Origin of the sequence: Cytobacillus spartinae (assembly GCF_042865285.1) — a bacterium.
In the GTDB taxonomy this organism is placed as follows: Bacteria; Bacillota; Bacilli; order Bacillales; family Cytobacillaceae; genus Robertmurraya_A; species Robertmurraya_A spartinae.
In genome coordinates this window covers 685,102-710,450 of record NZ_JBIACK010000001.1, presented here as the reverse complement: position 1 = coordinate 710,450, position 25,349 = coordinate 685,102, and the positions used below count along the sequence as shown (strand labels likewise).

31 protein-coding genes are annotated in these 25,349 nt (G+C 36.9%); 25 read left to right on the top strand and 6 right to left on the bottom strand.

Features of this window, described 5'->3' with window-relative positions:
- Positions 1 to 33 precede the first annotated feature (33 nt).
- From ACFYKX_RS03520 to ACFYKX_RS03505, 4 genes are all read left to right on the top strand, one after another.
- Positions 34 to 735 (top strand): LytS/YhcK type 5TM receptor domain-containing protein, encoded by a 702-nt coding sequence (locus ACFYKX_RS03520; protein ID WP_389358098.1) that lies wholly within the window; start codon positions 34 to 36, stop codon positions 733 to 735.
- The gene (locus ACFYKX_RS03515; protein ID WP_389359031.1) at positions 645 to 1,529 is read left to right on the top strand and encodes a sensor domain-containing diguanylate cyclase; all 885 of its coding nucleotides are present in this window, start codon (positions 645 to 647) and stop codon (positions 1,527 to 1,529) included. Before ACFYKX_RS03520 ends, ACFYKX_RS03515 begins: the two co-directional genes overlap by 91 nt.
- Before the next feature lie 167 nt (positions 1,530 to 1,696).
- Positions 1,697 to 2,122, top strand: coding sequence for a VOC family protein (locus ACFYKX_RS03510; protein ID WP_389358096.1), 426 nt, complete (start codon positions 1,697 to 1,699; stop codon positions 2,120 to 2,122).
- Between the two features lie 139 nt (positions 2,123 to 2,261).
- Positions 2,262 to 3,050 carry a MerR family transcriptional regulator gene (locus tag ACFYKX_RS03505; protein WP_389358094.1) on the top strand — a complete coding sequence of 263 codons (789 nt, stop codon included), beginning with the start codon at positions 2,262 to 2,264 and terminating at the stop codon, positions 3,048 to 3,050.
- 115 nt (positions 3,051 to 3,165) lie between these two features.
- On the opposite strand, the gene ACFYKX_RS03500 is transcribed toward ACFYKX_RS03505, so the two are convergent.
- The gene (locus ACFYKX_RS03500; RefSeq protein WP_389358092.1) at positions 3,166 to 3,759 is read right to left on the bottom strand and encodes a DUF421 domain-containing protein; all 594 of its coding nucleotides are present in this window, start codon (positions 3,757 to 3,759) and stop codon (positions 3,166 to 3,168) included.
- Positions 3,760 to 3,865: 106 nt separating this feature from the next.
- Between ACFYKX_RS03500 and ACFYKX_RS03495 the strand changes: the two genes are divergently transcribed.
- From ACFYKX_RS03495 to ACFYKX_RS03465, 7 genes are all read left to right on the top strand, one after another.
- Positions 3,866 to 4,063, top strand: coding sequence for a hypothetical protein (locus ACFYKX_RS03495; RefSeq protein ID WP_389358090.1), 198 nt, complete (start codon positions 3,866 to 3,868; stop codon positions 4,061 to 4,063).
- Positions 4,060 to 4,581 carry an AAA family ATPase gene (locus tag ACFYKX_RS03490; protein ID WP_389358088.1) on the top strand — a complete coding sequence of 174 codons (522 nt, stop codon included), beginning with the start codon at positions 4,060 to 4,062 and terminating at the stop codon, positions 4,579 to 4,581. The genes ACFYKX_RS03495 and ACFYKX_RS03490 overlap by 4 nt, the downstream gene beginning before the upstream one ends.
- A gap of 136 nt (positions 4,582 to 4,717) precedes the next feature.
- Positions 4,718 to 5,386: a hypothetical protein gene (locus ACFYKX_RS03485; protein WP_389358086.1), complete on the top strand. Its 669-nt coding sequence runs from the start codon at positions 4,718 to 4,720 to the stop codon at positions 5,384 to 5,386.
- A 38-nt stretch (positions 5,387 to 5,424) separates the two neighbouring features.
- On the top strand, positions 5,425 to 5,904 hold the full coding sequence (locus ACFYKX_RS03480; protein WP_389358084.1) for a hypothetical protein: 480 nt from the start codon (positions 5,425 to 5,427) through the stop codon (positions 5,902 to 5,904).
- A gap of 98 nt (positions 5,905 to 6,002) precedes the next feature.
- A complete protein-coding gene (locus ACFYKX_RS03475; protein ID WP_389358082.1) occupies positions 6,003 to 6,539 on the top strand; it encodes an RNA polymerase sigma factor in 537 nt (178 codons plus the stop codon).
- Positions 6,532 to 7,824, top strand: coding sequence for a DUF4179 domain-containing protein (locus tag ACFYKX_RS03470; protein ID WP_389358080.1), 1,293 nt, complete (start codon positions 6,532 to 6,534; stop codon positions 7,822 to 7,824). The genes ACFYKX_RS03475 and ACFYKX_RS03470 overlap by 8 nt, the downstream gene beginning before the upstream one ends.
- Positions 7,825 to 8,036: 212 nt before the next feature.
- Positions 8,037 to 9,770 carry an ABC transporter ATP-binding protein gene (locus tag ACFYKX_RS03465; RefSeq protein WP_389358078.1) on the top strand — a complete coding sequence of 578 codons (1,734 nt, stop codon included), beginning with the start codon at positions 8,037 to 8,039 and terminating at the stop codon, positions 9,768 to 9,770.
- Positions 9,771 to 9,838: 68 nt separating this feature from the next.
- Here ACFYKX_RS03465 and ACFYKX_RS03460 read toward each other — a convergent pair whose 3' ends face one another.
- Together ACFYKX_RS03460 and ACFYKX_RS03455 are read right to left on the bottom strand one after the other, a co-directional pair.
- A complete protein-coding gene (locus ACFYKX_RS03460) occupies positions 9,839 to 10,015 on the bottom strand; it encodes a hypothetical protein (protein ID WP_389358076.1) in 177 nt (58 codons plus the stop codon).
- Positions 10,016 to 10,176: 161 nt separating this feature from the next.
- On the bottom strand, positions 10,177 to 10,998 hold the full coding sequence (locus ACFYKX_RS03455) for an STAS domain-containing protein (protein WP_389358074.1): 822 nt from the start codon (positions 10,996 to 10,998) through the stop codon (positions 10,177 to 10,179).
- Positions 10,999 to 11,282: 284 nt separating this feature from the next.
- Here ACFYKX_RS03455 and ACFYKX_RS03450 point away from each other — a divergent pair, with 284 nt between their 5' ends.
- The gene (locus ACFYKX_RS03450) at positions 11,283 to 12,959 is read left to right on the top strand and encodes a CocE/NonD family hydrolase (protein WP_389358072.1); all 1,677 of its coding nucleotides are present in this window, start codon (positions 11,283 to 11,285) and stop codon (positions 12,957 to 12,959) included.
- A gap of 1,253 nt (positions 12,960 to 14,212) precedes the next feature.
- Here the strand turns inward: ACFYKX_RS03450 and ACFYKX_RS03445 are convergent.
- Both ACFYKX_RS03445 and ACFYKX_RS03440 read right to left on the bottom strand, forming a co-directional pair.
- Positions 14,213 to 14,707 (bottom strand): hypothetical protein, encoded by a 495-nt coding sequence (locus ACFYKX_RS03445; RefSeq protein ID WP_389358070.1) that lies wholly within the window; start codon positions 14,705 to 14,707, stop codon positions 14,213 to 14,215.
- A 120-nt stretch (positions 14,708 to 14,827) separates the two neighbouring features.
- Positions 14,828 to 15,325: a hypothetical protein gene (locus ACFYKX_RS03440; protein WP_389358068.1), complete on the bottom strand. Its 498-nt coding sequence runs from the start codon at positions 15,323 to 15,325 to the stop codon at positions 14,828 to 14,830.
- A gap of 97 nt (positions 15,326 to 15,422) precedes the next feature.
- On the opposite strand from ACFYKX_RS03440, the gene ACFYKX_RS03435 reads away from it, so the two are divergent.
- The 4 genes from ACFYKX_RS03435 to ACFYKX_RS03420 all read left to right on the top strand — a co-directional run bounded on the left by ACFYKX_RS03435 (position 15,423) and on the right by ACFYKX_RS03420 (position 17,298).
- Positions 15,423 to 16,010 (top strand): vWA domain-containing protein, encoded by a 588-nt coding sequence (locus tag ACFYKX_RS03435; protein ID WP_389358067.1) that lies wholly within the window; start codon positions 15,423 to 15,425, stop codon positions 16,008 to 16,010.
- A 97-nt stretch (positions 16,011 to 16,107) separates the two neighbouring features.
- On the top strand, positions 16,108 to 16,434 hold the full coding sequence (locus tag ACFYKX_RS03430) for a rhodanese-like domain-containing protein (RefSeq protein ID WP_389358066.1): 327 nt from the start codon (positions 16,108 to 16,110) through the stop codon (positions 16,432 to 16,434).
- A 53-nt stretch (positions 16,435 to 16,487) separates the two neighbouring features.
- Complete coding sequence (locus ACFYKX_RS03425; protein WP_389358064.1) at positions 16,488 to 16,805, top strand: MGMT family protein; 318 nt, start codon at positions 16,488 to 16,490, stop codon at positions 16,803 to 16,805.
- 1 nt (position 16,806) lies between these two features.
- Positions 16,807 to 17,298, top strand: coding sequence for a GNAT family N-acetyltransferase (locus ACFYKX_RS03420; protein ID WP_389358062.1), 492 nt, complete (start codon positions 16,807 to 16,809; stop codon positions 17,296 to 17,298).
- 131 nt (positions 17,299 to 17,429) lie between these two features.
- On the opposite strand, the gene ACFYKX_RS03415 is transcribed toward ACFYKX_RS03420, so the two are convergent.
- Positions 17,430 to 17,783 carry a hypothetical protein gene (locus ACFYKX_RS03415; protein ID WP_389358060.1) on the bottom strand — a complete coding sequence of 118 codons (354 nt, stop codon included), beginning with the start codon at positions 17,781 to 17,783 and terminating at the stop codon, positions 17,430 to 17,432.
- 230 nt (positions 17,784 to 18,013) lie between these two features.
- Here ACFYKX_RS03415 and ACFYKX_RS03410 point away from each other — a divergent pair, with 230 nt between their 5' ends.
- From ACFYKX_RS03410 to ACFYKX_RS03370, 9 genes are all read left to right on the top strand, one after another.
- Positions 18,014 to 18,898: a GNAT family N-acetyltransferase gene (locus ACFYKX_RS03410; RefSeq protein WP_389358058.1), complete on the top strand. Its 885-nt coding sequence runs from the start codon at positions 18,014 to 18,016 to the stop codon at positions 18,896 to 18,898.
- Positions 18,899 to 18,953: 55 nt separating this feature from the next.
- Positions 18,954 to 19,838 carry a hypothetical protein gene (locus ACFYKX_RS03405; protein WP_389358056.1) on the top strand — a complete coding sequence of 295 codons (885 nt, stop codon included), beginning with the start codon at positions 18,954 to 18,956 and terminating at the stop codon, positions 19,836 to 19,838.
- A 202-nt stretch (positions 19,839 to 20,040) separates the two neighbouring features.
- The gene (locus ACFYKX_RS03400; protein ID WP_389359029.1) at positions 20,041 to 20,412 is read left to right on the top strand and encodes a PH domain-containing protein; all 372 of its coding nucleotides are present in this window, start codon (positions 20,041 to 20,043) and stop codon (positions 20,410 to 20,412) included.
- An 84-nt stretch (positions 20,413 to 20,496) separates the two neighbouring features.
- A complete protein-coding gene (locus ACFYKX_RS03395) occupies positions 20,497 to 21,477 on the top strand; it encodes a serine hydrolase domain-containing protein (protein ID WP_389358054.1) in 981 nt (326 codons plus the stop codon).
- An 85-nt stretch (positions 21,478 to 21,562) separates the two neighbouring features.
- Positions 21,563 to 22,135 carry a DUF6434 domain-containing protein gene (locus tag ACFYKX_RS03390; RefSeq protein ID WP_389358052.1) on the top strand — a complete coding sequence of 191 codons (573 nt, stop codon included), beginning with the start codon at positions 21,563 to 21,565 and terminating at the stop codon, positions 22,133 to 22,135.
- A gap of 67 nt (positions 22,136 to 22,202) precedes the next feature.
- Complete coding sequence (locus ACFYKX_RS03385) at positions 22,203 to 22,829, top strand: class I SAM-dependent methyltransferase (protein ID WP_389358050.1); 627 nt, start codon at positions 22,203 to 22,205, stop codon at positions 22,827 to 22,829.
- Between the two features lie 12 nt (positions 22,830 to 22,841).
- A complete protein-coding gene (locus ACFYKX_RS03380; RefSeq protein ID WP_389358048.1) occupies positions 22,842 to 23,264 on the top strand; it encodes a DUF1801 domain-containing protein in 423 nt (140 codons plus the stop codon).
- 133 nt (positions 23,265 to 23,397) lie between these two features.
- Positions 23,398 to 23,991 carry a DUF421 domain-containing protein gene (locus tag ACFYKX_RS03375; protein WP_389358046.1) on the top strand — a complete coding sequence of 198 codons (594 nt, stop codon included), beginning with the start codon at positions 23,398 to 23,400 and terminating at the stop codon, positions 23,989 to 23,991.
- 12 nt (positions 23,992 to 24,003) lie between these two features.
- Entirely contained in the window at positions 24,004 to 25,293 is a 1,290-nt protein-coding gene (locus tag ACFYKX_RS03370; RefSeq protein ID WP_389359027.1) for a voltage-gated chloride channel family protein, read from the top strand.
- Positions 25,294 to 25,349: the final 56 nt, after the last annotated feature.

Below are 25,349 nucleotides of genomic sequence, written 5' to 3'. Positions count from 1 at the left end.
TGTATTCATTGAGTATATAAAAGAGGTAATTTTGTGTATAGGGATTTAATTGTTAATTTAACCATTATCATTTCATGTTTAGCGATTACAGGAGAGCTTTATAAAAACAGGAGCAACCCTTCTTCTAGAAAGTATCATGTTTTGGCGGGTATCATAGGTGGATTTCTAGGAATTGTTTTAATGTTTTTTTCTATTAATATTACAGATACGACGATTATGGATCTTCGGAATTTTGCCATTATCGGTGCAACGTTGTATGGTGGAATCCTCAGTGGAGCAATCGCTGCATTTATTTGTTCAGTAGGACGGATGCTACTGTTTGGATTTAACATTTCCTCATATACAGCACTAATTACTTTTATCATTCTAGCGATTTTATGCGGAGTAATTTATAAGGCAGAGATGAGCGCTTTTCGAAAGTTCATGACGATGAATATTGGCAATGTTGTAGTTGTGTATGCGGCATTTGTCTACTTGATTAAAGACCCAATTCGTTTATCAGAAGCTGTGATTTATTATGGATTAATCTCATTTATTGGTGGTCTAGTTATCTATCATTTTTACGATTATATGGTCCAATCTAACGAGAATTTTAGAAGGCTAAGACTTTTTGAAAAAGTGATAGATACGACTCATCAAGGGGTATCAATACAGATAAAGAAGGAAATATTGTTATTGTCAATGAAGGATTTACAAGAATTACAGGTTACCCGAAACAGGAAGCAATCGGATTAAACCCAAGAGTGCTTAAATCAGGTAAGCATGATGCTTCATTTTATCGAAAGATGTGGGATGATCTAGCAAAGACAGGTCAATGGAAAGGCGAGATATGGAATAAGAATAAATCTGGATACACGTACCCCGAGTTATTAAATATTAGTGAAGTAAAAGACAGTCGTGGGCTTACCGTGAATTATGTTGCAGTATTTTCAGATATTACAAAACTAAAAGAAACGGAAAAGAAATTAGTAGAAGCAAATGAACGTTTACAAAAAATATCATCCTTAGATGGCTTAACAGGTATCCCTAACCGTAGAACTTTTGATTTTACAATGGAAAAAGAATGGAACCGTGCGCTGCAAAGCCAAAATCCTATATCCCTCATTATGCTAGATATTGATTACTTTAAAAAATATAACGATACATACGGACATTTAGAAGGAGATGAGTGCTTAAAAAAAGTAGCAACTTCACTCGCTAGTTCCGTTACTGGGCTTACGGATGTCGTAACAAGGTATGGCGGGGAAGAATTCGCAATTATTTTACCAGATACGAACCAAATGGATGCAAATCTTTTCGCGGAAAAAATAAGGAAGAATATTGAGTTACTGGAGATCCCACATATCAATTCATTAGTGAGCAACCACGTAACAATTAGTATGGGTGTTGCAACGCTAATGCCTAAACATTCCATAAAATTTGTTGAATTAATACATAACGCAGATCAAGCTCTTTATGAGGCAAAGGAAAGTGGGAGAAATCAAGTCAAATCCTATGAAATCAAGTTGGAAAGTATTGTGTTGAGGTAAAGTATAAAAGCTCTATCACTATTTAGTGGTAGAGCTTCATTCATGTATATCACCTTTTCGAAAAAATATCCAGTTGCGAACATTTGTTCTGTATTGTATAATTTATATAGATACAATTAGAAAAAAGTGTTAATACTGGAAATGAAATAATAAAGGGAGTGGTAATCATGACAGTTAAAGTAATTCCGTATTTAGTTATGGATGGGAACGCTAAGGAGGCAATTGATTTCTATAAGGAAGCGTTAGGGGCAGAGGTCGCTTATGTACAAACCTTTGGGGAGATGCCTGAAAACCCTGAATTCCCATTACCAGAACAGGCTAAGAACCGAGTTTCACATGCTACCATTCAAGTAGGTGGGGCAGAAATCATGTTCTCGGACACTTTTCCTGGTCAACCTCATCAAGTTGGAAACCAAGTAACTCTATGCATCACATCAGATGACATGGAAAAATCTAGAAAAATGTTCGAAGCATTAAGTCAAAATGGGAACGTAACCATGCCTCTGCAGGAGACTTTTTTCAGTCCAGCCTATGGGACCGTTATAGACAAATTCGGTGTAACATTCCAAATATACACAGAAGGTGAACATTGATTAATTTCTACTAGCATGATGACCACACAATTACTTCGTTGTGTGGCATTTTTTATTAAAACTGTACTTCTCTTATGCTTGAGTAAGACGTTACGTTACATGCTAAACTTGACTCATTCATAGAAGAAAGGATGTTCATATGACAAATAAAGAACATGTATTCACGATTGGTGAGTTTGGAAAGCGGGCTAGAATTACTGTTAGGACACTACGTTTTTACGAACAACTCGGTTTGCTTACACCAACAGAACAAAATAGCTCTGGTCACAAACTGTATGGGTTAAAAGAGCTAGCAAAGCTTCAACAGATTCAGTCTCTAAAGTTCATAGGTTACTCTTTGCAAGAAATTAAAGAAATATTAAAGGATGACACAGAGGCTATATTTGAATTGGAAAGATCTTTGCCGTTGCAGCACAAACTGCTAATTGAAAAAAGAGATGAATTAAATCGTGCCATAGAGGCTGTAGAACGTGTACAATGCATGATCACAGAAGGAAAGCCGATTACATGGAAAGTTTTAGCATCACTTCTTTATCAAATTGAACATGAAGAAGACCTAAAAGAGTGGATGAAAGAGTATCTTTCAGATGAAGCCGTTAGTCAAATATTTTCTTTGCCAAAAGAACAGCGTAAACAAATGGATATGGAAATGGTAGATATTTTGGCAACTGTTAAGAAATTAATGAAAGAGGATGCATCTCCGAAATCCCCTGAAGCTTTTAATGTTCTGATCAAAATAACAGAACTCGCGACAAAACATGTGGAAGATAAAGAAGAACTTGCAAAGGAACTTGAAAAACTGCAGGAATTATCAGAATCAGAGCTATTAGATTATAAGTTTCCTACATTTTTCACAAGGGAAGAAGAAGAATTTTTAATGGAAATTGGAAGATCAATGGAAGCGTTATATAATGAGAGTTCTAATTAATAGGAGTACCGCTGTATTCAAAGCTTAGTTTTGTACATTGCAAATGATTTTAGAATTCCTAAGGCAAGTTTAGAGCCAACAAAAAAAAGAGTTTGGATAATCCCAAACTCTTTACCTAATGTAACTGCTCTGGATTTGATGGAGTATGACCTTGCTGGATTTCTTCGAATAAGTTTGTTCTAGGCGAGCTAGACGGAATCTGCGTCGGAAATGTATAGCCTAACTGTGTCATCAAATTTTTAAACTCTCCTACCGTTAAAGGTTCTGCATCCGATTGTAACTCGTACCCAAGTTGCCCATTCGGCTCTAATGTCGCAGTTTTAACATCAGAAATGTTCTTTATTCCTGCTTGTCGTAATTGCATTTCTAGTTTATCGACTGTTAACCGCATTTTTTTCAACGTTTTCAATTGCAAGTTTCCGTTAGAGATCACAACTTTTGATTTTCCTGTAAACAACTTCTCCATAAAGTTGAATTTTAATGATAATAATTCTGCTGTTATGAGAAAAAGAATAAAAACCCCTGTGGCAATAATGGTATTTATAATTCCATTGTTTACAACCGGTTGAATGACAATGGAACCAACGGAAATGAGTACTACAGTGGTAGCAATAGTCATTTGAGATACAGATTTTCTCCCTACGAATCTTAGGAATAAGAATCCGACCGTGACCATTAACAGCGACCTCCAGATGACTTCTAAATCCATATTTATCCTCTCCTTTGTGACATTTAATGTTATTATTAGAACTAGATTCCAAAATATACATCAATCATCCGGGTAAGTGTATGAGTTTCTTGAAGGAGGAGTTAATATGAATCGGAACGAAATTGAAAAGCGAAGTCCTGCTTATTATTTGTTTACCGGGTTTGCTTTTCTTTTACTAGGAATAGGCAATCTTTTGCATCTTTTTAACGTTGATCATTACTTTGATCTCGTCTATGGAATTCTTGGTATCCCCCTCATGATCGGTTCTATTATCCTTCTAAAACTTTATTTGAAGAATAGGTGATACGGTTGAAATATAGCAAGGTACATATCATTGGTTCTGTAGGCAGTGGCAAAACCACATTAGCTAAGAAGTTAACTAAAGAATTCAACATCCCTTATTACGAATTGGATAATGTTGTTTGGGAGAGACATAAGTCCGGGGATATCAGAAGAACTGAAGAGCAACGAAAGGAATACTTGGAACAAATTATTCAATCGAAAGCTTGGATTATTGAAGGTGTTCATAATGAGGAGTGGGTTTCAAAAAGTTTTTATGAAGCAGATATCATATTATTTTTAGATCCAGCTTACTCCCTTAGAACGTTTCGGATTGTTAAAAGATTCTTTTTACAAAAAATTGGTGTTGAAAAATCACATTATAAGTCGACCTTCCAAATCTTTCTCAAAATGTTTAAGTGGAATAAGCAGTTCGAGACGGTAGGGAAGCCTAACTTCTTAACGAACTATCATCAACTTAACGATAAGATTAAGATAATCAGGAGTGATAAAGATATCGTAGAAGTATTGGGGGGGAAGTAATCTAATGGTTTGCTAAAAGGCTTGAACAGATGGATGTTTTGGTGAGCCCTCCTAAAAAATGCCTGTTGGTGAAACTTTTTAAACCATATAAACGTATGAATACATATAAATGCCAATAGGGAAGGAGTGGGTCCCAATGGATGGGTTCTTCAATATAACAGCAAAAGTGTTTTTTATCTTTTTATTTATATCTACCATTTACATTTTAATTCGAAATAGGGTGAGCTTAAAAAAGGCGGCCGAATCCTCCAAGGACGCTATTTTTCCGTCAACAACGGAAGAATATAGTCGAATTCTGATCCCGAATGAATGGAAGGAAATGATTCCTCTTTCAAAAGATACAAAGTCCTATAAGTATGTTCATTGGGGGACAATTATTGCTACCATTTTTTTAACGGCTTTAATCGGTATTCTAATTTTTACTGATTTTATAGATTCATCGTCATTTTTTAATATTGCCTATGTGTTTTTCTTGGTATTACTAACCGTAAAGCATCGAGGAAACTTATTTATTTTGCCTCAAGGACTCATTCTTAATGGGAAGTATTACACGATCCATCAAATAAAGCATTATGAAGTTGAGCAAATTGTTCGCTGGCACACATTGTATGGCCTAGATTCTCGTGTGGATAATGGATACAAGCTAACCATTTCTTTAAAAAGTCCTTTTGCAAACCCTTTAGTGGTGGTTGTAGAAGATTATACGCACCTTGAAAAAATTGTGAAATTACTTCACGAAAAGGGGATAGCCATCAATCCGAAAAGTGAGCAAGCGTTGGGTGAAAAGGAGAAGGAGCAACCTTAACAAAGATAATCAGCCAACCCAAAAAGGTGGGGAACTACATGAAAAACGCCATTATTTTATTTTTCGTTCAAATCATCATCGGGGGTTTGTTCTACTTCATAAACATCATGACTCCTCACCCCGGTCAATCTTCTGGTAATGGGAATCCTGCCATTATTGTAATGGGAGTAATTGTCTTATTGTTCATCTGGTCAGTCTTACTATGGGGAAGAGTTTTGTCGAACTTTGATTTTCCCTATAAGGTTTATAGAATCTTTATCATTTTCATTCTTCTCCATTGGACTTTTGGTGTTTATTTTCAGCGGCAATCCTTTCTAGAATATCGTGAACTTTTATCATCGATTCAGCAAAAAAACTTTGGTGTAGTAGATTTAGAGTATATTAGCCAGATCACATCCTTCATGTCGATCCATGTGAACAATCAATACTTTAACGCAAACACCTATTTGCTTTGTTTAAGCTTATCGATATTAATTGCTATTTTGTTGAGAATCATATTAAACCGTAAAAAGGCGTAGCTAAATAGCACGTCTATTTTTATTAATAAAAATATTTTTTCATTAAAAATGAACTTTTCAGGCTACTAGTAACTCTTATAGGTGAGAGAGGTGAAGACATGGATGTTACGAAGCTCGTCAAAAAAGCAAAAAAGGGGAATAAAGAAGCGTTGTTACAATTAATTATCCATCAAAAAGATGATTATTATAGACTTGCCTATACGTACTTAGGAAATCAGCATGATGCCATGGATGCAATGGAAAATATGATTGTAAAACTATATGAAAATATACATCAATTGAAAAAAGAGAGTTCCTTTTACAGCTGGAGTAAGACGATTCTAGTGAATGATTGTAAAGAGTTGATCAAAAAGAAGGAGAAAGTTGTGTTGGTTGAAGAGTGGAATGACCATATAAATCATGAAAGCTTAGAGACGAATCCAATCCTACATAGCGATGATAAATTTACAATTCAATGGTTATTAAATCAACTGAATGAGCAGCAGGCTGAAGCCATTAGATTAAAATATATACTTGATTTTGATTACCAATCCATCTCGGAGTTAACGCAAGTACCGGTTGGAACAGTTAAATCTAGAATTTTTGAAGGGCTTAAAAAGCTAAAGGATTTGAAAGGGGGGAGTAGCAATGAATGATGTTGAAAAGCTTTTACATGCTGAGAAAAACCGAACAGACGAGATAAAGGCACCAGCCGATTTTGAGCTAAGATTAAGGGGAGCACTTGAAATGGAAGCAAATAAGAAGCCCCCTCGAATACCAACGATTTGGAAATTAGCTACTGTTTCCGTTCTTTTACTATCTCTTATTGGTTATCAATTTAACGCTTTCGCTTATTATGGAAAGAAAATTTTAGGTTTTGATGAGGTCCTTAATGGAACGTTAAAAGAGTTAAACGAAAAAGGGATGGGGCAGGCTATTAATAAAACGTATCATTTGGGAGAGGGAACAACCTTGACTTTAAATGGACTCATGGCAGACGATAACCGCTTAATCGTCTATTATACAATCAATAGTCCAAGTGGTGCGGATGTAGCGTATGACCATCAGTTTAATCCAGACAAGATTACTGGATTTTTTACAAATAGTAGGTTTGAAGGTGGCCACGCACAAATAAGTGAGGATCGAACAGAATGGAAGGGTCAACTAGATTTTGAGCCAGTCAGTCCTTTTGCAAAGAACTTAACGCTCCACTTTTACGAGCATGGCCCCAATGGCCGATTGATAGAGAAACAAATTCCCGTTCCATTTGATCCGAACAAAGCGATGCAATCAGAGCAAACATTCAAACTTAATAAAACCATTAAGGTTGATAAAGGAAAGATTACCTTTAAGTCGATTGTGGCTTCCCCTACTTTGACGGTCATTCGTGGTACGGCAAGTGTTAGCAATTATGACCGAGTACCGGATGGTCTAGGTGGTATTGAATTGTTAGCAAACGGGAAACCGGTATCACGACAGGGAAGTGGTGCGAAGACAACTTTTAAAAGATTCATGGAATTTGATATTCGTTATGATTCACTACCCGAGGAACTAGAATCATTAGAAATACACGTAAAAGAATTTGCGGGGTATAAAACGGTAGAGGACCAAGTACCTCTTGAGAACATACCGAATGAACCCGTAGATATTTCAGGAGAAAAACTTTGGTTAAAAGAATGGGAGACTCCACCTGAAGGGTACGCATTAACCATTGCTACCGAGGACAAAATCATGTTGGATGAAGTTTATATTTTGAGTGAAGATGAAAAAATCCCATTAAGAACGACGGTTAATCAGAGTATGGCAAAGATAGAAGATGGCATTCTTTTAAAAGAACGTACTTTATTATTTGATGCAAAAGAGGCTCCACAGTTCCTTTACATTGGTGGTTTTCACTATATGAAGAAATACGATGAGAAGGTTTCAATCCCTATTGATTAAATAAAGCTGTTTTCACATAGTCTCAAAACGGGTGGAATCTTTTCTTCCCAAAACATAGAAAAAAGAGTTTAAAACGGTTCAAAGTAATTAAATAGCAACAAAGATTACGAAAGATCCTTAAGTAAAAAAGTGGATATGGGGTAGTGAAACGTTTATAGTAGGGATGGAATAGATTTATGTTTACGTATTTCTTATGATTGGAGTCTTTTTTAATGGAAAAGCAACAGTCTGGTTTAAAACCGTTCATTTCATTGCTATTATCCACAAACATTCCAAGACTTGCATTGTTCATAGGTCTTGCAGCAAGTGTGCTTACGACCATCACGGGACTGCTTGTTCCAATCCTAACGAAGAATCTGGTAGATGGCTTTTCAGTAGAATCATTAAGTGTTCCACTGATGATTGGGATTGTGGTTGCATTTATTATTCAAGCAGTCATTAACGGGGTTTCGATTTTTCTTTTGAGCCTAGTTGGTCAGAAGATTGTTGCGAGCTTACGCGAACGAATGTGGCTTAAGTTAATCCGGATGCCTGTTCGTTATTTTGATACAAAATCAAGCGGGGAAACAGTCAGCCGAATAGTTAATGATACGAGTATTGTTCGTGAATTAATTACTAATCACTTTCCACAATTTATTACGGGTATTATCTCTATTATAGGTGCAGTAGCCATTCTACTTGTGATGGATTGGAAAATGACGTTACTCATGTTAATTTCAGTTCCTGTTACATTAGCAATTATGATTCCGTTGGGAAGGAAGATGGCAAAGATCTCACGAGGTCTACAAGATCAAACGGCTACGTTTTCAGGCCATATCACACAAACTCTTAGCGAAATTCGTTTAATGAAATCATCAACCGCTGAGATAAATGAAGAAGCTAAAGGACTTAGTGGAATAGATCATCTATATCGGTTCGGATTAAAAGAAGCCCGTGTGTTTGCCTTAATTGGTCCTATTATGTACACCGTCGTGATGTTTGTAGTTGTTATGATTATTGGGTACGGTGGTATGCGCGTGGCGAATGGAACGATGTCGATGGGATCATTAGTTGCTTTTCTCCTCTACTTGTTCCAAATTATTATGCCCATCACGTCTTTTGCGATGTTCTTTACACAGTTACAAAAGGCAAAAGGTGCCACTGAGCGAATCATTGAAACATTAGATGAGCCTCTAGAAGAAGGTCAAAATGGCTTAGATATGGATATTTCAAATCAGCCAATTACGATCTCAAACGTGTCGTTTGCATACAGTGAGACTGAATCAGTTTTAGAAAAAATATCCATAAAAGCCGAGCCTGGACAAATGATTGCTTTTGCTGGTCCGAGTGGGGGAGGAAAAACCACGATGTTTGGTCTGCTCGAACGGTTTTACGAGCCGACTGAAGGAGAAATCTTGATTGGAAACACTCGAATCCAAGACTTATCCATGAGGTCTTGGCGTAGTCAAATTGGATATGTATCCCAAGAAAGTGCGATGATGGCTGGTACGGTACGAGAAAACTTATGTTATGGACTAGAAAATCCAGACTCCATTTCAGATGACCGGCTATGGGAAGTGACTGAAATGGCGTATGCAGACCAATTTATTCGGTCCTTTCCTAAAGGGTTGGATACAGAAGTTGGAGAACGAGGGGTTAAGCTCTCAGGAGGGCAACGCCAACGAATTGCGATTGCTAGAGCCTTTTTACGAGATCCAAAAATCTTAATGATGGATGAAGCTACGGCAAGTCTAGATAGTCAATCCGAAAGCATTGTACAACAAGCGCTGTCGAGATTAATGGAAGGTCGTACAACATTTGTGATTGCGCATCGATTATCAACCATTGTCGATGCGGACCAAATTATCTTTATTGAAAGTGGAAGGGTTACTGGTGTAGGAACACACTCTGAATTAACTAGAACGCATCCACTATACCGTGAGTATGCAGAACAGCAGTTGGCATAATAGATAAAAAAAATAGTGCCCATTCTAAATTTTATGATTTAGAGCGGACACTATTTTTTTGTAAAAAACTAATTATCATTTCCTCGCTTAGTGATGATATCTGAAAATTCTTGAGATATTTCCGTCGGTCCTTTTTCAACCTTACCCCCATCGTACTTTCTGCCTTTTTTCTTGTTTTTTCTATCTACAAGCCAACTTAGTACTAACAGGCATCCAATAATCGCTAATATAAAAATAGTAAACAAGTAGATCCCTCCATACCATTTCTTATTATTACGGATTAGAGGTAAAATGGTTCCCACATAGTACAAGAAAGTGGAGATTGTGAAGGTGAATGGAAAATAGCTTCAATTAGGTGGTGGAGGGGCCAACCTGCGTACGGACAGGCTGGTTGGTCATTATTTGTTTATGATTTTATGAAATCCTTTAATGCTTGTTGGAGGGTACCAAACGTTTTAGTGTTTTCTCCAAATGATATTCCCAAAGTAATCATTTTTCTTACTACTTCAGGCCTTAACCCCGTTATCACAGTGCTACATCCCATTATAGATGCGCCATCAATAATTTTCATAATTTGATTAATCACATCGTTCTCCATGTCTGCGATTCCTGATAAATCCAAAATTAAGGTTTGTAAATGCGAGTTCCCAATCTCGGTTAACACCGTTTCTTCAAGAATGGAGCTTCTTTTTGAATCTATGGTACCGATCAATGGCAATATACAAACTGAAGAGTTAATGGGAATAATGGGAACTGATAGCTTCTCCACTAATTCCCTTTGAGCTGAGAGTAGGGAATCCTTAAATTTTGAGTAGCAGATAAAAAAGGTATTTAAGAATTGGTCTACACGATTATTATATTGTTGTTCTAGTTCAAAAAAGTCTATGTCTTTATGGACTTTACATTCACTAAAAGCTTGGATGAAAATCCACAAAGTCCTTCGAATTGCTTGAACCCATTCTAATTTAAAAGATAATGTAAGGGAATGTTTTGCCCACGCGATCCCTTCTTGTTCTGCGAATAACTTAAGCTCTTTTTCTTTTCCATCTATAATATACAGAACTAATTTATGAGCATTGTTCACTAAATCAATATTCCCAACCTTCAAAATTCCATTAATTTTATCCCTTACATTAACAGCCTCTGTAAGTAGTTTATTTTCAAAAATCTGACTATTTGTTGTAATAAATTCTTTTAAGCTATAACTTTCATAAAATGTATACTCCAACGTGTATTCCTCCTTGAAAACCTATTTCTCCTTTAGTTACGAAAAGTTGTATCTAGTTGTTAAGTAAACATTATCTGGAATTATTTTACCATAACGAAAACAGTAAGAAAAAGAATTGAGTTACATGGGAACTTGTTGTCAGGGAAATTACCACTATCTATATGGTATTATCTTAGACTTGTAATAATGATGAAAAATAAAGGAGGATAATTTTTAAAAAAGGAAATGATCTTTACTTATCGAAATATTCTTAATAGGAAAATTTTAAAAGTGGAGGAATGTACATGCTTACGGCACAAAAGAAATATGCAGTATCCATTAAAAGAGATATAAAAGTACCCATGCGAGATGGTGTGTTGTTATCTGCAGATATTTATATGCCTGTAACCGATGTTCCGGTGCCTGGTATTGTGGTTAGAACCCCTTATCTAAAAACTTCCAATACAACTCATGAAAATGGGACCTATTTTGCTGAACAGGGTTTTGCGACAATGTATATGGATGTTCGTGGCCGAGGGGATTCAGAAGGGGAATTCCATGCCTATTTCCAGGATGCGAATGACGGATACGACACGATTCAATGGATGGCTGAACAAGAGTGGTGTGACGGAAAAATTGGTACAATGGGTGGATCTTACCTAGCACGAATTCAATGGTTGGCAGCTTTAAAGCAGCCTCCGAATTTAAAAGCGATGATTTCAACCGTTTCACCTTCTGATCCTTTTGTGGAGTGGCCAACAGGAATCCCTACGCCTTTTCATCTTTGCTGGGTATACATGACGAGTGGGAAGGTTGCTCAAAATGTTGATGTGATAGATTGGGAGAGCATTTATAAACACTTGCCATTGATGACTGCTGACGAATTAGTGGGGAAAGACTTACCTCGTTGGAGAGAAGAGTTTGATCATCCTTATTTGGATGAGTATTGGAAGGAAATGTGTTACCAAACAAGGTTCAATGAGATTGATCTTCCAGTTTTACATATATCAGGCTGGTATGATGACGAACAAATTGGAACACCATTGAACTTTCAAGGAATGACAGAACAAGGAAAAACAGAGTTTGCTAGGAAAAATCAGAAAATGATTATGGGTCCGTGGCCTCATCAGGTTAATAAATCAACTACGTTAGGTGAAATTGATTTTGGTCCAGATTCTGTGATTGATTTAAATGGATATATGGTTCGTTGGTTTAACTATTGGTTAAAGGACGAACAAAATGGAGTAATGGCGGAGCCTCCTATTAATCTTTTTGTAATGGGCGAAAATGTGTGGAGAAAAGAAAACGAGTGGCCGTTAAAGAGGACAGATTGGACGAAGTATTATATTCATAGTAAAGGAAGAGCTAACAGTCGGTTTGGGGATGGAGTCTTATCAACGGATAAGCCGACTTCTGATGAGGGTACACACGATGAGTATACATATAACCCGGAGGACCCATTTCCATTTATTTCAGAGCCAACGTCTTCCCAGATTGGTGGACCTGATAATTACTCTGCCGTTGAAAGACGAGACGATGTTTTAGTGTATACAACTAGTTTGCTAGAGGAAGACACAGAAGTCACGGGGCCTGTAAAAATGGAGTTGTTCGCTGAATCGGATGCGGTTGATACGGACTTTATGGTGAAGCTCCTTGATGTTCATCCGAACGGGTTTGCACAAAGACTTACGGATGGGATGGTAAGAGCTAGGTTTAGAGAGGGAATGGAATCTCCATCACTGATTGAACCTGGAAAAGTCTATCAATATCTTGTGGATTGCTGGAATACTTCCCACGTTTTTAAAAAGGGACATAAAATCCGTATTGAAGTAACAAGCAGCGCATTTCCCAAGTACGATCGGAACTTAAATACAGGAGAAGAACTAGGAAAGAGTACAAGAATGGTAGAAGCACATCAAAAGATTTACCATACTGAACAATACCCATCAGCAATTATATTGCCTGTGATTCCTAGGGGGTAATGAGAGCCTTTATAATTGTAGAAGGTGTTGGTTTTGGTGTTGTTGATCGGGTTTGAGCTAAAATAACAAGTGAAGTAGCGTGCCGAGTAGTCTTGGTGCGCTATTTTTTGTTAATAGATTTAGTATCAGGCCGAACTTCTGACAGTAAAGGAGGGAAAACTTCTGCTAGAGTCAGAACATGGGTGAACTTCTGACAGTAAAGGAGGAAAAACTTTTGCTCGAGTCAGAAGCAGGGTGAACTTCTGACAGAAAGGGAGGAAAATCATCTGCTCGAGTCAGAAGCAGGGTGAACTTCTGACAGAAAGGGAGGGAAAACTTCTGTTGGAGTCAGAAGCATGGTGAACTTCTGACAGTAAAGGAGGGAAAACTTCTGCTAGAGTCAGAACATGGGTGAACTTCTGACAGAAAGGGAGGAAAAACTTCTGCTCGAGTCAGAATATGGGTGAACTTCTGACAGAAAGGGAGGAAAATCATCTGCTAGAGTCAGAACCAGGCCGAACTTCTGACAGAAAAGGAGGAAAAACTTCTGCTAGAGTCAGAATATGTGTGAACTTCTGACAGAAAGGGAGGAAAATCATCTGCTAGAGTCAGAACCAGGCCGAACTTTTGACAGTAAAGGAGGAAAAACTTCTGCTAGAGTCAGAAGAAGGGCGAACTGCTGACAGAAAAGGAGGAAAAACTTCTGTTCGAGTCAGAACCAGGCCAAACTTTTGACAGTAAAGGAGGAAAAACTTCTGCTCGAGTCAGAATATGGGTGAACTTCAGACAGAAAAGGGAGTAAAAACTTCTGATAGAGTCAGAAGCAGGCCGAACTTCAGACAGTAAAGGAGGGAAAAACTTCTGCTAGAGTCAGAACATGGGTGAACTTCTGACAGTAAAGGAGGAAAAACTTCTGTTAGAGTCAGAAGAAGGGTGAACTTCTGACAGAAAGGGAGGAAAAACTGCTGTTCGAGTCAGAACCAGGCCAAACTTTTGACAGTAAAGGAGGAAAAACTTCTGCTCGAGTAAGAAGAAGGGTGAACTTCTGACAGAAAGCCTTAAAAATACTATGTTCTAGTCAGAACATGGCTATACTTCTGACAGTAGGGCCGAAAAAAAGTCAGTTCAAGTCAGAACCAGTTCGAACTTTTGATAGAGAAAATCTATCTTCAACTGTCTAGTACGTACGTACAGGCTTGGGCCTGTTCGAGTAAGGCGTATCCCTTGGATCGACTATCTCTTTCATCCCATAACTCCCCCCACAGCATTAACTACTATTCCTCAATTACCTCATAATTAACCACCCACTTCGTTCTAGGAAGATAATGAATGACAAAGGTTTTATCTTCCATGTTGCCAACTTCTAAAAAATATTTTGCTTTTACAGCTACATCAAAACGTTGATCATCAATCACTACTGTTACGGTTTTGACTAATTCTCGATTTGCTTCAAAGTCAATTATTTCAGTAGGCACTCCGCTAACCGTCTCCGTTTCCCCGTCAAGATAGTACTTAACATCCACATAATATTGGTTCGCTAATTGCAGCACGAAGAATCCAATTCCGATTGCAAGCAACCGGAAGAACCAGGATATTGGCTTTAACTCACCGTAGCCCTTCCATTTCTTTGTGGCAGTTAGTCCGAACAGGACAAGAGATGCACCAACACCAACTAACCCAATAAAAAACACCAATATGTGATGTGTAGAGTAACCTGTGGGGACAAAAAGTATAAAGATAAATAACGTGGTTATAAAAAGCCAAGGCAACTCTTTCAGTCCTCTCTAGTATCTTAGTACATCTATTCTTACCATGATTCGCCCTAAATAAAATTAAACAACTAATAAAAACCCTTCCTATAACGGAAGGGTTAATAACATTTAATCTAACTAAGCTCCTGATAACGGTTTCAGACTAAAGTAATCTAAAGCTTCATTTACATCGAGAAGATTATAGATGCTTTTCTCAAAGCAGAATTGTATGACTAAATCAAATGTCTCACTTTCAGACAATGAGTAACCTGCTGCACCCAATAAATCATCTGCATCGTCTCTCTCTAGCTCTAAAGCCAGGGCCAAAGCAATAATGGTGTTCTTTCCTGGTCGGTAGTTCTCGTTTGTTCGAATCTTTGAAAATAGTTTTCGATCAATGCCTGCTTTTTTATAAATTTCAGCATCCGTTGCACCGATCTGATCGATATAACTAAAAAGCACTTCTCGTAATGTTGGTTTGCGGCGATTTTTAACAAAATCCTCTAATTCAATATTTTGTTCAGTTTCGAGAATGCTGTAATTGGCTTCTTCAGAATAGTGTAGGGAGAACGTGAGTGAATTCAGACTCATTTCTACATACTGCTCTAACTCTAGCAAAATCTCTTTTGACAACATTTAACGGACCTCCAAAAATGTCGCTTATCAAGCGACCAAATGTTGGATTAAATTAGCTACTATTATATCATACCTAATTTTGAAAGGGATGATTGTAATGAAAGCGCATTTAACAGAGATTATTTTTTTACTAGACAGAAGTGGATCAATGGCGGGGCTAGAAAGTGACACCATTGGTGGGTTTAACTCGTTTATTAAAAGACAATGCCGAGAGGGAGAAACTCTTCTAACCACTGTCCTTTTTGATGATGAGTATGAGGTGATCTGGAACGGTGTCGACGCTTCTCTTGTTACTTTATCAGAACAGGAATACTATGTTCGAGGCTGTACTGCACTTTTGGATGCAGTAGGAAAAACCATTCTAGATGTTGGTTATAGACTCTCAAAGACGGATGAAGATGAACGACCAAAGAAAGTAATCTTTGTGATTACTACTGATGGCATGGAGAACGCCAGTAAAGAATTCTCCTATAAGAAAGTTAGAGAATTAATTCAACATCAAAAAGAGAAATATAGATGGGAATTTATTTTCATGGGAGCAAACATCGACGCTCAGAAGGAGGCGGAGAGCATTGGAATAGGTAAAGAGGATGCATTCCATTTTGAAGCGTCAAATGAAGGGATGGAAAAGATGTATAATGTCGTAAGCGAAGCGGTAATGGAAAAAAGAAACACTCGTTTTTAGAAAAATGCATCTGTGATTCTTGCAGATGCTTTTCTTATTGATTGAAGGGAGCGATATGGTTATAGTGAAACTATATAAAGAAGTAAGGTGGGATAGAATGACATTACGAACAATAACCGCAAAAGAACTAAGTGATAAGCTAAAGAAAAATGATGTGGTCCATTTATTAGATGTCCGAGCAGAAGAAAAATACAATGATTATCACATTAAAGATCCTAATATAGAGAGTCTGAACATTCCTAAGACACAAATTTTTGATCTGAATATGGAAGCCATTAATCTTTTACCAAAGAAAGAAGAAATTATTGTAACTTGTACAACTGGTAATTCAGCAAGCAAGTGTGCAAAGATTTTATCGGAAAAAGGCTTACAAGTAGTTGTTTTAGAAGGCGGAATTACGGAATGGAAAACTCTGAATAAATGAGGATCCAGGATTCAGGTGATGTGAGCCGCCATGAGACTCAGAGGGTCGGAGGGTTGAAGCCATTTACGGAACAAGCGGTACAAATCATAAAGCAAATTCCACCTGGTAAAGTGATGACATACGGACAAATTGCGAGTTTAGCTGGTAGTCCTAGGGGAGCGAGACAAGTGGTCCGAATCCTTCATTCCATGAGTGAGAAATACCAACTTCCATGGCACCGCGTCATAAACTCAAAAGGTGAGATTGGACTAAGGGACGAAGAATCATTTTTTATTCAAAAGATGTCGCTTGAAAGTGAAGGAATCCATTTTAAGAGAGAAAATTATATTGAATTAGAGGTTTATCAATACCATCCTGAAGTGAGGGGTTAAGATGGAGATAAGAGTTCTAGAGCCAAAGGACGCGGCTCTTTATAGGGAGATTAGGTTAGAGGCGCTTAAAAATCATCCTGAGGCATTTAGTTCCGGTTATGAAGAAGAAAAGGAATTTTCCTTAGCAAAAACAGAAACTCGATTAGGAGGGGGAAACTTCTTTACATTTGGAGCTTTTGAACAAAATGAACTATTAGGTGTGGTTACACTAATAGTAGAAAGCAAATTAAAGATTAAGCATCGTGCCAATATTGTGGCCATGTATGTAAAGAGAAAAAGACTTGGTATCGGCAAAAGACTTATGCTTGAAGCCATTAAAAAAGCGAGAGAATTAGAAGGAATTGAACAAGTCTATTTAACGGTAACATCGAGCAACGAACCTGCTAAGAGGCTTTATCAGTCATTAGGGTTTGAAACGTATGGATTAGATAAACGAGCATTAAAAATTGGTGATGACTATTATGATGATGAGTTAATGGTGTTGTTTCTTTAGTATTTATTCAATCTTCCCCAGGTAAGCACCTTGGAGAATTACGTGATTCTGGGGAGATCTATTTGGAACTAATGATGTGAAAATTAAAATTCTTGGAGAAAAAACGGAGTGTTTATTTTGAGTGAGTTATACTAATGCTTTATCGTATTTTTCTCAATGCGTTTAAGAATGGCAACGGTATCGTCATGTGCTGTTTTAGCAACCGCATTTAATGTTTCTTCCATTCGATTAAGCTGAGTCTTTACGCCATCAACCTCTTGAATGACATTTTCAACCTTTTGGTCGACGTTTTCAACTTTTTGCTCTACATTTTTAAGCCTCTCATCCATTTGATGCATTCTTTCATCCATTCGATGCATTCTCTCATCCATTCGATGCATTCTTTCATCCATTCGATGCATTCTTTCATCTATTTGTTGCATTCTCTCATCCATTTGGCGTGTTCTTTGATCAATTTGCTGAATGACTTTTAATACTTCCTCCATTTTCGTATCACCTCCTATTTCGATTTTATTATACAAGATAATTTCAAAATAAAACACTATCAATCTACAAGGGGCTGATTTTTTTTGGGTAAAAAACAACCACAAAAAATTTAATTATACAACCATCCCCAGCTGCAATCTGTTCTGCAAAGTAATTATTTTTACAATATTTAGTTAATTGTATGTTACTGTAATATAGAAGAGGTTTTTAGACATAAGGATGGGATAGAATGCTAACATTTAAAAAAATGAGTAAAAGTGATACCGAGATGGTTGCTGAGTTTATATCTACCTTGAATAAGTTAGACACTCATCATATTGGGTATTGTGGAACAGATGCGAAAGAAATCGAAAATACGTTGAGAGAAGACATAACAGATGTACCTTATTGGGAAAGTTTTTTAATAGCATTAGATCACGATAGCTTTATAGGTGTTCTCGGCTTTGATGCGGATATTGAAAATGGAAGTGCCGAGATTTGGGGACCTTTTGTAAAAGAAGATTACTGGACTATAGTGCCTGAAATGTGGCGTGAAATGCAAAGCTTCTTGCCAAGTGGAATAGAAAAGCTATATATGTTTCCGAATAAGAATAATATCAGTTCCCTAGAATTTGCCAAACAAGAAGGTTTTCAAATTCATAGTGAACAAACGATTCTTGAGTTTGAAAAAGTTGATTTCCATCACAATAAAAAGCCACTAGAGGAAATAACAGAAGCTCACTATTCAGAATTTGTGTCCCTTCATGACCATACTTTTCCATCTACCTATTATAATGGAGACCAAATTATTGCACGATTAAATAATCATCGAAAGGTCTTTATTACAAAGGAATCAGATGTTTTAACTGGCTACATCTATGTTGAAGCTGAACCTGAATTCGGTGAGGCAAATATTGAATTCTTCGCAGTACATGAGCAGTATCGTGGAAAAGGAATTGGAGGACAACTACTTCATTGTGCTTTGCAATGGATATTCTCCTTTACTAGTATTAACACAGTAACACTTTGTGTGAACGCGAGTAATGTGTTAGCTATTACTCTCTACAAAAGAGTTGGTTTTACTCATGTGCATGATTTAGTTTTTTTAACCAAGGAAATGAAGTCTGGACGATAATAAGCAATTGAACCTTTAGAGTTCTTTTCCAGAATTTTTAAAAGGAGTGAAAAAATTGACCAAAAGAGATGTTCTTGTTGGAATTGCTGTAGCTGTTCTGATTATTTTTAACATCATCCATATGAACAAAATTAGGGTCTTAAATGAAAAATTGCAAATGTTCGAATATATGCAGCATGAAATTCAAAATGTTCATGACTCTGTTGGTAGTATTTCATATAATATGGACACAAAGCTAGAGGAGTTTATGCAGGAACAGCTATGGGTGGCTGAAAAAACTTATAAAGTTCATAGCGTTGATCTAGAAAAGAACACGATTGATGTATTAATAGAATGGAGTTTACGTGATTTAGTGGATGGGGAAGAAATTTCTTTCTTATATCGTGAAGCAGGTGAAGAGAATTGGACGGAGCTTGATGTTACTAAGAAGGAAGGACTTAACTATTCATTGGAGTATACCTTCCCATTAAAAGGGAACTTTGAAACACAAGTGGTTGCAACAGCAAATAACGGCACGAGAAGTGAGAGTCTGCTAGATCTAAATTTCAAAGAACAGTTGAATTCAAGAATCTCCATACACTCATTTTTTCATAACACTGGTGATGGTCATGTCGATATGAATTTTGACATACAGAATCGACTAGACCAAGAGCTTCCACTTACAAAGAATAAGGAAGAACTTAAAATGAAAAGTGCTATGGCGTACTTTTATTTAGATGGTAAAGTCATTAAAGAAATTGATTTATTAAACCCAAATTATAATCGTAATAATGGGCATTATAATTTCCATTCTGATTCACATTTTGAAGGTATTAACTTTAATCATTTTTTAAATCTAGAAGAGGAAGTTGGTAAGGATATAGAGGACGTAGAACTTCGAATCATCGTTAAGGATGGCCTTGGCTTAACCTATGAAACGATTGCGGAACATAACAAATAGTTTTAAGATATAGGAACCAGGGAGTAAGTTTGCTCTCTGGTTATTTTTATTCATATAGATATTAAGGTTGTTCTTGTAATACTCTTTCACCAAGTGCTGGCTTCCTTTTATGGATTTGTAGTTGACCGATCTTTTAAAAAGGATGTCTATGTAAAGGAGTTAACTAAGACTAATTATTAGCATTGCGATCGGAATCATTATGGTGGTTTGTTTGCTACCTATCATACTTGATACTGCTAAGACAGCACTTGAGGTAACCGTCATGCTTTTCATATTATTGATTACGGTCTGTCTGATTTTATGGGTAGCCTTTGATATCAAATATGTTTTTGAGGAGCATCATTTGTTTATAAAGGGTGGTCCATTTAGAAGTCGAATCAAATATGAAGATATTACGCGAGTTACTCCTACCAATAATATTCTTGTTGGTTACAGGATTCTGTCATCCAAAGACGCATTGGAAATATTATATAAGACCGGAATTTTAGGAAGCATTATAATCTCACCAAAAAACAAAGAGGAATTTATTTTGGAATTAGCAAGGCGCTGTCCCAATGCTAGTATTTCTGAATAGGCGATTTTTTCAGGTAAGTGGTAGCTTACCTGTTTTTTTATGTCTCCCTATTTTATTCTTTTTCGTGTATAATTTTACCATTATATGCCGGAAATTTTCACAGAGGAGAGGTTTTCGCTGAAAGCATCCACGAATGTAAACGCTGACCATTTTAAAATACTAGAAAAAAAGTTTACGAAAGATAAGATTAATAGTTGTATCGTTTCTCATAAGGGGGAAATTGTATACGATTATTTTAGAAATAAAAAGCTCAGAGAAAAAGAGCATAAAATAAATTCTGTAACAAAGAGTGTTGTTGCGATTCTAATTGGAATCGCGATTGATAAGGGAATCGTGAAGGGAGTTTATCAGCCTATATCTGATTTTTTTCCTAATATTGATATGAACAAACGGAGTATTACGATTGAACATTTACTGACCATGTCAATGGGGATTGATTGGCCGGAATTTTCTACTTGGGGTGGAAGGCCGATGCCGATGATTAACAGCAAAGATTGGGTTCGTTTTGTCCTTGATAGAAAAATGGCTGAAAAACCAGGGGAAAATATGTATTACAATTCTGGTGCTTCCCATTTGTTGGCGGCAATTATTCAAGAAGCATCAGGAGTAAGCTTAATTCAATTTGCTGAAAATCACTTATTTAAGCCACTAAGCATTGAAAAATACATGTGGTATTCCGATTCAAAGGGGATTGGTATAGGTGGATTTGGTCTTTCTCTTAAACCAGAAGATATGCTTAAGCTTGGTCAATTGATGCTCAATAAAGGAAAATTGGGAGAAAAATTGATTGTTTCTGAGGCGTGGGTTACTGCTGCTACAACCCCGCATTTTTTGAGTCAATATAAATTTGGTTCATATGGCTACCATTGGTGGATTTTGAATGATGAGAAGAAACAGCCTTATAAGCCACATATTTATTATGCTATGGGATATGGAGGACAGTATATTATTGTCGTTCCAGAATATGAACTTGTAACCGTATTTACAAGTGATAATTATTCTGAAGCCTACGGTCCATTGGATTATTTTAAACAAGATCTATTAGTAACCTTTGAGGGATTATAATGCTAAGTTTTTATTGGTGAAATTTGAGATAGTGTGTTACCATAAACGGAACACATGTTCTATTTATGGTAGGGAGGTCGCAGAAGTGAGGCCCATTCTTTCAAAAGAAATAAGATTACAAGATTTTAAAAATTTTTACTGGTTGAAGGAGGAACTACAATCTTTCTGTAAGGCAATCGGGATGAGTTCATCAGGCTCTAAGCAAGAATTATCAGATAGAATATTGAAGTATTTAGAGACTGGAGAAATAAAAACCGCACCTAAAAAACATTATTCTAAACCTACCAAGCCGGGTCATCTTAGTTTAGACACCGTAATAACGGAAAATCATAGGTGCAGCCAAGAGGTAAGAGCATTCTTCAAAACTGCTATTGGCCCGAAATTTCACTTTTCTACATACATACAAAACTACTTTAAAAATCATATAGGTAAAACATATCGTGATGTAGTCGATGCTTGGTACAAAGAAGAAGAACGTAAGAAAGATCCACTCTATAAAAAGGAGATTCCTCCCCAATTCGAATACAACCGATTTGTTCGGGACTTCTTTAAAGATCCGAGTAATAAAGGGAAGGGTCGCAAAGAGGCGATTGAAGCATGGAATCGTACTAAGAGGCAACCGGGAAGCAACGAGTATAAGAGGGACATGAGTTATTAAAACACATTTGTGTTTTAGGCTAAGATTTTGCTGATCCTCTCTATTAATTAACAAGGAGAAGTTAATCATGATTGATCCGAACTTGAAATCAGCTTTAAAAAGCTCCTATGATGTTAAAGCCCAAGAAAGAGAGTCTTTAACAATTGAAGGTTGGAAGGAAAAAGAACGCGATGTTTTCCTATCATTCCTAGTAAATGAAGATGTTAAAAGCCTCCTGGAAGTAGGTGCTGGTCCGGGAAAGGACAGTCTCTATTTTTCATCTAAGGGACTTTTGACGATGAGTGTTGATTTATCGCCTGAAATGGTGGAACTATGCAAATCTAAGGGACTTAACGCAAGAGAGATGAGTTTTGATCATCTGGATTTTTCGGATAGCTCATATGAGTCTATCTGGGCTATGAATTGTTTGCTACATGTTCCGAAAAAGGATTTAGAAGACACGTTATTGGAAATAAAGAGAGTATTAAAGCCAAGCGGCCTTTTCTTTATGGGTGTCTATGGTGGTGAGAACTCTGAAGGTATCTGGGAAGATGATTTTTATGAGCCCAAAAGATTCTTCTCTTTCTATACGGATGAAGATTTAAAAATCATACTAGAAAACCATTTTAAAATCGAGTATTTTGTAGTTGTCCCAGCTGAGACAGTTGGTGGGAAGTATCATTTCCAATCTTGGGTATTACGGAAAAAAGGATGAGGAGTGAGCAAAATGTATGAGCTAAAAACCAAAGAGACTGAGAACAGTGTAATTGAATTTATTGAAAAAGTTGATAGCCCTAAAAAAAGAGAAGATGCTTATAAGCTACTAGATATATTCACGGAGACATCAGGCTTTCCAGCAAAAATGTGGGGACCAAGTATAATAGGTTTTGGTTCTTATCACTATAAGTATGCAACCGGTCATGAGGGAGATGCACCACTAGTAGGGTTCTCTCCTAGAAAGGCGAAGATTAGTTTGTACTTTGCTACTGGTGATACAGAGCGTGAGCAATTACTGAATGATTTTGGAAAACATACATCGGGGAAAGCTTGTGTGTATATCAACAAAGTGGCAGATATTGATGTAGAGGTTTTAAAAGCACTCATCAAGCAATCCATCAAATTTTTACAAGAAACTTATCCAAATGAATAAGTAATTTAAGGCTACTCCTTCTTTCTTAGAGGGAGTTTTTTGTTTTTACAGAACATGAGAATGCCTGTGAAAAGCATAAATTTAACTATTTTTCCAAACGATAACCAAAGAGATTTATCTAGGAGGAACCAAATTGGATTTACATTTTGTTTGGAAATCGTTTGTGATTGTGTTTGGCGGGGTTCTCATTTTACGTTTGGCCGGGAGAAAGTCTATTTCCCAATTAACCGTCGCCCAAACTGTCATGATGGTTGCGGTAGGTTCTTTAATTATTCAACCAGTTAGTGACAGGAATATATGGGTGACGATGCTCATCACATTCCTTCTTGTGGTGGTTCTTATTATGATCGAATATGCGGTCTTAAAATTTGATAAATTAGAAAGCTTCTTTTATAGCAAATCGGTCCTAGTTGTAGAGAATGGTCAGTTAAACGTAGCAAATCTTAGAAAGATTCGTTTAACGGTAGACATGCTTGAGGTTAGGATGAGGCAAAAGGGGATTCAAAATATAAGTGATGTTCAATGGGCAACGATTGAATCAAACGGTCAACTTGGATATATGTTGAAACCCGAGAAGCAACCAGCAACAAAGGAAGACATTCAATTGTTATTGTCTTTGTTAAAAGGAAACCAAGTAGTGATTCCATCCGCTAATGAAGCATCCAATCTATTTACTGAAATTAAAAATAACCAACATCTTAACGAACCGCCAGAACATCTGAAATGAGGGTTTTCATTGATGACTAATCAAAAGTATAGGGTATTTTTCGTCATACTATCAAAGTGGATTTTCTGGGGGACTATTGTTGGTTTGGTTATTGGCACTACTACAGCATTTCTACTAAGTACCAATGACTATCTTGGAGAAATACGTGAGAAAAATAACTGGTTAGTCTACTTTCTTCCAATTGGTGGACTGCTAATTGGATATTTGTATATGAATTATGGGAAGAAGGATGGAAACAACATCGCAGAAGGGAATAACCTCATTATCGATGCGGTGAATGGTAAGGCAAGGGTTCTTAGAAGAATGGGATTCCTGGTGTATTTAGGCACTTTTGTTACGATTATTTTTGGAGGGTCAACCGGCAGAGAAGGTGCAGCTATCCAAATGGGTGGAAGTATTTCTGAAACACTTAATCAGTTCTTTAAGTCTCATATCCTAGATAAGAAAATTCTTTTAATGAGCGGGATTAGCGCTGGTTTCGGTGCAGCTTTTGGAACCCCGATTTCTGGTGCCGTTTTTGGAATGGAAATGACATCCGTAGGAAAAATAAAATTCGAAGCATTCGTTCCTTGCCTTGTCTCAAGCTTTGTAGGTCATTATGTAACCGTTCATGCTTGGGGTGTGGAGCATAAAGAGAAATTATTCGTAAAACATATCCCGGATTTATCTCCTATTTTATTTTTAAAAGTCATCGTGTTAGCTATTATCTTCAGTCTTGTAGCTGTATTGTACTGTCAGCTGAGGCATGAGATCCAAAAAAGGTCTGAGAAAATCTTTAAAGAGAATCATATGAAAAGAGCTTTTGTCGGAGGACTCCTGGTGATTGCTCTAACTTGGATGGTTGGAACCCAGGATTATAACGGCCGAAGTTTACCGATGTTAGAACAAGCTTTTACCGAAAGTGTACCTCCATTTGCCTTTTTAGCCAAACTCATCTTTACAGCGGTTACGCTTGGAATGGGTTTTGTAGGAGGGGAGGCGATTCCTTTGTTCTTTATAGGTGCGACATTAGGGAATGCCTTATCTGAAATTTTTCATCTTCCTTTATCATTTATCGCTCCACTTGGAATGGTTGCAGTTTTCTGTGGAGGAGCAAACACACCGATAGCTGCGTTTCTTCTGGCAGTCGAATTGTTTGATGGAAAAGGAGTGGAGTATTTCTTTATTGCTTGTCTCATAAGCTATATATGTTCCGGTCACCATGGACTTTGGCCTTCACAAACCTTGTATCCACCTAAGAGTAGGCTGTATAGTGTGGTGGAAAGTGAAACCATTAAAAATATTGAAAAGAATAAATTTTAATGTGTGCGGAACTCTTTATCGTCCGCATTTTTTTTGTATATCTACTTGAATTAATT